The organism is Phenylobacterium sp. (assembly GCF_036963605.1).
Taxonomy (GTDB): domain Bacteria; phylum Pseudomonadota; class Alphaproteobacteria; order Caulobacterales; family Caulobacteraceae; genus Phenylobacterium.
Genome location: NZ_JBALUY010000122.1, coordinates 1 through 6,374, shown reverse-complemented (window position 1 = coordinate 6,374; position 6,374 = coordinate 1). Strand labels below are relative to the sequence as shown.

The following is a 6,374-nucleotide window of genomic DNA, read 5'->3' as shown; positions in this document are numbered from 1 at the left end:
ATTGAACTTCTGATCGTTCATCAGGGCCACGGACTCCCCACGCCCCAGGGCCTCCAGCACCTCGCGAGCCCCATCCCCGCCCTTGGGCGCGAACAGGCGAACCCCATAGCGGAACCGGTTCTCGCGGATGCGCTTGTCGAAATAGGGATTGTTCGCCGCCCGATAGGTCATGTGACAGACGACGCCGGAATGGGCGATCACCGCGGGCATGATCTCCCAGTTGGATAGGTGGCCAGAGACGAACACCACCGGCTCGCCCGTACGTGCGATCTCGGCCAAGCGCTCGCCGTTGACGATCTCGATCCGGTCGCCGGCCGCCACGATGCGGTCGATTATGGGAAATTCCGCGAAGGTCCTCCCCGTCTGGACCCACTGGTCGTCGGCCAGGGCGTCGATCGCTTCGGGCGACAGGTCGGGAAAGGCGATCCTGAGATTGCGCAGCACCACCTGATGAGCGCTGGTCAGCGGGCCGAGACGCCGGAGAAGCGCCGCCCCGAAGTCTGAAACCGTATCGACCGGAAAGGCCCGCGCCAGCAGGGTGACCGCGTCATAGGCCAGGGCCTCCAGCCGCCAGGCCAGGTCCTGGGCCAGTCGCCCGCCGGGGGATGATCGCGCACGCGCCATGCCCTTCTCTAGTCTCGCCGTAGCGCTTCGTGCAACGCGAACCAGGGTCGCTTGGCGCGCGACTTGCCGAGCTTGGCCCATGCCGTCCCCCTTCGGGACGGGTTCGGCTCTTAACCGTGAGGGGGAAAGAGACATGGGTAACGAAATCGATGTCCACCTGGGTAAGCGTCTCCGTCGTCGTCGTCGCCTCCTGGGTCTGACCCAGCAGCAGTTGGCCGGCGCGTGCGGTGTTAGATTTCAGCAGATTCAGAAGTACGAGTGCGGCGCCAATCGCATTTCGGCCGCTCGTCTCTGGCAACTCTCCGAGGCCCTGGAAGTCCCCGTGGCCTACTTCTACGACGGTCTCTCGGCCGCGGCGCAGGAACGCGCCGACGCCTGCGACGCTGGCGGCGAAGTGCTGGCCAGCAAGGAGACCATGGATCTCATCAAGGCCTACTACCAGCTCGGCGAACGGCCCCGCCGGCGGCTTCTCGACCTGGCGAAGTCCTTGAACGGCGACAGCGAGCACGGCTGAACCCGTCCTGGAGCCTGAAACTCTAAATCTTGCCGCGCGGTTGCGGGATTTCGCTGCGCCGCGCGGCGGGCTAAACGATCAGGCATGCTCAGCCCTGATCGCCTGACCGCGCTCGAAGATCTGATCCTCGAGCTGAACCAAGCCGCAGCCACGGTGGCCTTGCCCCTCTTCCGCGCCAACCATGGCCTGGAGAACAAGGGCGGCCCGCCGGGGCTCAACGCCTTCGACCCGGTCACGGCCGCCGACCGCGGGGCCGAGACGGCGATCCGCAAACTGATCGCCGAACGCTTTCCCGAGCATGGGGTGATCGGCGAGGAATATGGCGAGGACCGGCCTGACGCCGAATTCGTCTGGGTCCTGGACCCCATCGACGGCACAAGGTCCTTCATCTCCGGCCTGCCCCTCTGGTGCGTGCTGATCGGCCTTCGCCATCAGGGGCGTCCCATTTTGGGTTCCATCGGCCAGCCCTATCTGGACGAGGTCTATGTGGGCCATGCCGGGGGCTCGCGCCTGGTGTCGCGCGGGACCTCGCGACCGCTGAAGGTGCGACCCTGCCCCAAGCTCACCGACGCCACCATCTCCACCACCGATCCCGAGGCCTGCTTCAACGGGGCTGAACTCGGGGCGTGGACGCAGGTGCGGGCGGCCTCCCGCCTGGCCCGCCTGGGCCTCGACGCCTACGCCTATGCGATGGTGGCGGCCGGCGCGATGGATATGGTGATCGAGGCCGGCCTGAAGTCCTGGGACATCGAGGCCGCCATTCCGGTGATCGAGGGCGCCGGCGGCCTGGTCACCGACTGGCGCGGCCAGCCTGTGGGGAACTCAGGCGGCCAGGTGGTGATCGCCGGCGACCGGGCCTGCCTGGACGAGGCCCTCGTGGCCCTCAAACGCTCGGCGAAGACGATCTAGTCACTTCCGCCACCAGCGCGTCGAACTCGGTCCAGAAGACGGCGCGCCGTGCGTCGGTCTCCATCAGGATCTCGTGCAGGGCGCCCTTGACCACCACCAGCCGCCCGTCGGGCAGGCTGCGGGCCACATGATCCTGGGCCTCGTTGTCCACCAGCTTTTCCTGCTCGGCCTGGCAGATGACCACCGGGATCGTCACCGAGGCCAGATTGGCGGGCCGCGCAAAGAAATCAGCGGCGCGCAGGGCGAAGTCCAGCCACCCCCAGGTGGGCGCTCCCAGCGCCAGGTCGCGATTGGCGGCGATCTGGGCCCGCGCGCGCGCAAACCGCGTCCGGTCGTGGGTCAGGACATTGTCGTCGAAGGTGTCGTCGAACGGCTTGCCGGGATCGCCCATGCAATAGCCGCCGGCGCGGCCCATCAGGCGGTTCATCCCCACCAGCAGGCGCACCGCCTTGGGATAGCGTCCCACCCGCACGCCCAGCATCGGGGCCGACAGGATGGCCCCGGCGAACCGGTCGGCCTGCCCCTTGGCCAGGGCCAGCAGGGTCAGGCAGCCGCCCATGGAGTGGCCCATGGCGATCCACGGCTTGGGCAGGCGGGCCTCGAACTGCGCCAGCAGGGCGTCATAGTCGGCCAGAAAAGGCTCAAAGCCGTCGGCGTGCCCCTTGAGCCGATCGTCGGCGAGGTCGCGGTGGGAGAGGCCCTGCCCCCGCCAGTCATGGGCCAGCACCACGAAGCCGCGGCCCGTCAGGTCGTCGATAACCTCGAAGTACTTCTCTATGGGCTCGGTGCGCCCGCCGCTCAGCACCACCGATCCTCGGACCTCGCCCTTGGCCGGGAACAGGGCCGCACGCAGCCGCGCCCCCTTGTGGCCCAAGACCCACTCCGCCGCCCCGCCGTCTGGCGCCGGGGCCGTGGGGATCGCGGTCAGGGGAGCGGACTCGGACATCGGCGGCTTCTTTCAGGCGACTCGGGGTTCAGGCGGCTTGGGCGAACAGGGCCTGGATCTTCGACTGCATGGACATGGCCAAGCCCATGTCGGACATCCGCATCCGTCGGCTCATCAGGGCAGTCATGGGATCGAGGCGACGCCGGCCCAGGGCGACGATGTCGTCCAGGCTGATGGTGACCACCAGATCGGCCGGGGCGTCCTGATTGGTCACCTGGTCGCCGGCGATATGGATGAAGCCCGCGCCCTTCAGATCGATCTTGACCACATGGGGCAGCGGCTCGCCGGCCTCCAGCGTCTGGGCGATGCGGGCGGTGAGCTGTTCGATCGTAGCCATCGGGTCTCCGTGAGGCCGCGGAGCTTGGCCTGCGCCAGCCTCGAAGTAAACCGGGCGGCGCCCCGTGACAGGCGACGGCGAATGGGTCAGGATGTTGCGAATAATTCTTAAAAGGGAAGACGCTCAGATGCGCAAGCTCGCCCTCGCCGACCTCGACGCCATCTACCGGGCTCCAGGCCAGGTGGTGTTGGACAAGGTGCTGGACCATGTGGAACGCCACGGCCGCGCCTTCATCGAGCACTCGACCTTCTGCGTCGTCAGCTCGGCCGGCCCCGACGGGGCGCTCGACGTCTCGCCCCGGGGCGGCGAGCCGGGCTTCGTCCACGTGAGCGAGGACGGCAAGACCCTCTTCCTGCCCGACCGGCCAGGCAACAACCGCCTGGACACCCTGCGCAATCTGCTGGCCGGCGAGGGCCGGGTCGGGATGATGTTCATGATCCCCGGCTTCGACGACGTCTATCGCGTCAATGGCCGCGCCAGCGCCACCGACGACGCCGACCTGCTGGCGAGCTTCGAGGAGTTCGGCCGCCTGCCCCGGCTGGTGTTGATGATCGCGGTGGAAGAGACCTTCCTCCACTGTCCCAAGGCGATCATGCGCGGCCGGCTCTGGGACCCCGAGGCGCAGCTGGACCGCAGCGCCCTGCCCAGCGGCGCCGAAATGGTCTCCGACCAGCTGAACCTCGGCAAGCTGCCCGTCAGCAACGAGCAGATCATCGAAAGCTACCGAAAGGTGCTCTGAGCGCCTCAGGTGGGTTTGATGAACCTCAGCGTCATGCGGTCGCTCTCTCCGATCGCATCATAGGGGCCGCTGTCGAAGTCCGGATCGGCGGGCTCGCCCCGGGCCGAGGTGCGCCGCACCGGCGGTAGGGTCCAGACGCCGAACGGATGGTCCTTGGTGTCCCGGGGATTGGCGTTGATCTCGCTGGCCTGGTCGAGCAGGAAGCCCGCCTCCTGGCCAAGGCGCGCCACATAGGCCTGCTCCACATAGCCGTCGCCGGCGGCCGGATCCTGCACGCCGCCGGGGGCGGCGCGATGCTCCACCACCCCGAAGACGCCACCGGGCTTGAGCGCCGCGAAGGCGTCGGCGAAGGCCTTGTCGACAATGCCGGCGGCCATCCAGTTGTGGATGTTGCGCGCGGTCAGCACCAGATCGGCCGAGCCCTCGGGCGCCATCGGGCCGCTGGTGGCCCCGAAGGCGGTGATCTCCACATCCCCATAGAGCCTTGGCCGCGCCCGCAGCTTGGCGCGATAGGCTTCCACCACCTCGATGGCGGCGGGGTCGTTGGGCTGCAGGTTGGCCGCATAGAGCTTGCCGTTCGAGGCCGCCAGGAAAGGCGCGAGGATGTCGGTGTACCAGCCTGCCCCGGGCCACATCTCGACCACGGTCATCCCAGGCTTCAGGCCGAAGAAGTTGAGGGTTTCCGCCGGGTGGCGGGCGGGGTCGCGGGTCACGTCCTGCGGGTCGCGCCATCCGCCGGCGACAGCCTCTTCCAGGGTCATGGCCGAGGCCGGGACAGGCGGATCGCCCGCCTCATCGCCTCGGCTGCAACCCGCCAGGGCCATGCCGCCGGCCGCAAGGCCGGAGAGCATCAGACCCCGTCGCGATAGGAACGACGACGGCACGGATCAGGACGGCTTCACGAAGCGCAGCGTCATGCGGTCGCTCTCGCCGATCGCATCATACTTGGCGCGGTCGAAGTCAGGGCTGACGGTCTCGCCGCGGGCCGCGCTCTGGCGCACGGGCGGCAGGGTCCAGACGCCGAAGGGGTGGTCCTTGGTGTCCTTGGGGTTGGCGTTGATCTCGCTGGATTCGGCGAGCTCGAAACCGGCCTTCTCCGCCGCGGCGACGACGACAGCGGTGGCCACATAGCCGTCCCGGGCCTCTTCCACCTGGGGCCGCGGGTCGGATCGGTGCTCCTCCACGGCCAGGACGCCGCCGGGCTTCAGCACGGCGTAGAAATCGGCGAGGGCCTTGTCGAGCATCCCCTCGCGCCACATCCAGTTGTGGATGTTGCGGGCGGTCAGGACGATATCGGCCGAGCCGGGCTCGCCCAGGGGCTTGGACGAGGCGCCGAAACCGGCGTAGGCGATCTCGCCAAACACCGCGGCGTCGTCATACTTGGCGGCGAAGGCCTCGCGGCCCTTGCGGGCGCCGTCGGAAAGCGCGGGATCGTCGAGGTCGGCGACGCCGGCCACATAGGTCCCGTCGGTCTTCAGAGCGTAGGGCGCCAGGATTTCGGTCCAGTAGCCGCTGCCAGGCGAGATCTCCACCACCGTCTGGCCGGGCTTGAGTCCCCAGAAGGCCAGGCTGTCATAGGGGTTGCGGGCGGCGTCGCGGGCCTGGTGGGCCTCGCTCCGTTGCTGGCCGGCGATCACCTCGCGCAGAACGGCGTCCTGCGCCTGGGCGGCCGAGCCGAGGATGAGGGCGCCGAGCGCGCCGGCGATGAGGGCGGGGAACTTGTCGTGAAACATGGTCTGGAGCTCCGGCAAGTCGATTGAGGCGGTGACCCTAGAGGCGCGAGCCGATCTGGCAAGGGCGCGAGGCGATCGAGGCCTTGAAACTGGTGAGACCCACCCCAAATCCTTTCACGAAGGTGCTGGATTTCCGGGCCTTCCGGCCGCTGACGAGGCCTTCGGGCTCGTCGCAGGTCGCATTTGAACGCAACCTTGCTTAGCCAAGAAGGATGTGACGCACATGCGCACGCTTGATTTTTCCCCGCTCTACCGCTCCGTCGTCGGTTTCGACCGCCTGGCGGGCCTTCTGGAAACCGCCGCGGCCGACGCCGCCACCGGCTATCCGCCCTACAACATCGAACGGACCGGCGAAAACGACTACCGCATCGAGATCGCGGTGGCCGGCTTCCGGGCCGAGGAACTCGCCATCGAGGTGAAGGAAAACCTCCTCACCGTGCAGGGCCGCAAGGCCGCCAATGAGGAAGCCCGACGCTTCCTGCATCGTGGCCTGGCCGAGCGCGACTTCGAGCGCCGGTTCCAGCTGGCCGACTATGTGGTGGTGACCGAGGCGGCCTTGTCCGACGGCCTGC

9 protein-coding genes are annotated in these 6,374 nt (G+C 68.2%); 4 read left to right on the top strand and 5 right to left on the bottom strand.

Features of this window, described 5'->3' with window-relative positions:
* On the bottom strand, window positions 1-624 hold a 624-nt coding region (locus tag V7702_RS16315; protein WP_442958428.1), incomplete at its 3' end, for a lysophospholipid acyltransferase family protein.
* 133 nt (window positions 625-757) lie between these two features.
* On the opposite strand from V7702_RS16315, the gene V7702_RS16310 reads away from it, so the two are divergent.
* Both V7702_RS16310 and hisN read left to right on the top strand, forming a co-directional pair.
* Window positions 758-1,138 (top strand): helix-turn-helix domain-containing protein, encoded by a 381-nt coding sequence (locus tag V7702_RS16310; protein WP_335651137.1) that lies wholly within the window; start codon window positions 758-760, stop codon window positions 1,136-1,138.
* 84 nt (window positions 1,139-1,222) lie between these two features.
* Window positions 1,223-2,047, top strand: coding sequence for a histidinol-phosphatase (hisN, locus tag V7702_RS16305; RefSeq protein ID WP_335651136.1), 825 nt, complete (start codon window positions 1,223-1,225; stop codon window positions 2,045-2,047).
* On the opposite strand, the gene V7702_RS16300 is transcribed toward hisN, so the two are convergent.
* Both V7702_RS16300 and V7702_RS16295 read right to left on the bottom strand, forming a co-directional pair.
* Window positions 2,022-2,993, bottom strand: a complete 972-nt coding sequence (locus tag V7702_RS16300; protein ID WP_335651135.1) for an alpha/beta hydrolase — start codon at window positions 2,991-2,993, stop codon at window positions 2,022-2,024. The two genes, hisN and V7702_RS16300, sit on opposite strands and share 26 nt — an antisense overlap.
* A 28-nt stretch (window positions 2,994-3,021) precedes the next feature.
* Window positions 3,022-3,330 carry an SCP2 sterol-binding domain-containing protein gene (locus V7702_RS16295; RefSeq protein WP_300575799.1) on the bottom strand — a complete coding sequence of 103 codons (309 nt, stop codon included), beginning with the start codon at window positions 3,328-3,330 and terminating at the stop codon, window positions 3,022-3,024.
* A gap of 127 nt (window positions 3,331-3,457) precedes the next feature.
* Here V7702_RS16295 and V7702_RS16290 point away from each other — a divergent pair, with 127 nt between their 5' ends.
* Window positions 3,458-4,069, top strand: a complete 612-nt coding sequence (locus tag V7702_RS16290) for an MSMEG_1061 family FMN-dependent PPOX-type flavoprotein (protein ID WP_335651134.1) — start codon at window positions 3,458-3,460, stop codon at window positions 4,067-4,069.
* A gap of 5 nt (window positions 4,070-4,074) precedes the next feature.
* Here V7702_RS16290 and V7702_RS16285 read toward each other — a convergent pair whose 3' ends face one another.
* Both V7702_RS16285 and V7702_RS16280 read right to left on the bottom strand, forming a co-directional pair.
* The gene (locus V7702_RS16285; protein WP_335651133.1) at window positions 4,075-4,920 is read right to left on the bottom strand and encodes a class I SAM-dependent methyltransferase; all 846 of its coding nucleotides are present in this window, start codon (window positions 4,918-4,920) and stop codon (window positions 4,075-4,077) included.
* Window positions 4,921-4,956: 36 nt separating this feature from the next.
* Complete coding sequence (locus V7702_RS16280; RefSeq protein ID WP_335651132.1) at window positions 4,957-5,802, bottom strand: class I SAM-dependent methyltransferase; 846 nt, start codon at window positions 5,800-5,802, stop codon at window positions 4,957-4,959.
* Between the two features lie 223 nt (window positions 5,803-6,025).
* Between V7702_RS16280 and V7702_RS16275 the strand changes: the two genes are divergently transcribed.
* Window positions 6,026-6,374: Hsp20 family protein (locus tag V7702_RS16275; protein ID WP_335651131.1), on the top strand; the 349-nt coding region annotated here is incomplete at its 3' end.

What these genes read in the sequence shown, in the direction of transcription:
- V7702_RS16295 (WP_300575799.1), bottom strand. Translation starts at nt 3,330, where the DNA reads ATGGCTACGATCGAACAGCTCACCGCCCGCATCGCCCAGACGCTGGAG.
- V7702_RS16310 (WP_335651137.1), top strand. Translation starts at nt 758, where the DNA reads ATGGGTAACGAAATCGATGTCCACCTGGGTAAGCGTCTCCGTCGTCGT.
- V7702_RS16300 (WP_335651135.1), bottom strand. Translation starts at nt 2,993, where the DNA reads ATGTCCGAGTCCGCTCCCCTGACCGCGATCCCCACGGCCCCGGCGCCA.
- V7702_RS16290 (WP_335651134.1), top strand. Translation starts at nt 3,458, where the DNA reads ATGCGCAAGCTCGCCCTCGCCGACCTCGACGCCATCTACCGGGCTCCA.
- hisN (WP_335651136.1), top strand. Translation starts at nt 1,223, where the DNA reads ATGCTCAGCCCTGATCGCCTGACCGCGCTCGAAGATCTGATCCTCGAG.
- V7702_RS16280 (WP_335651132.1), bottom strand. Translation starts at nt 5,802, where the DNA reads ATGTTTCACGACAAGTTCCCCGCCCTCATCGCCGGCGCGCTCGGCGCC.
- V7702_RS16285 (WP_335651133.1), bottom strand. Translation starts at nt 4,920, where the DNA reads ATGCTCTCCGGCCTTGCGGCCGGCGGCATGGCCCTGGCGGGTTGCAGC.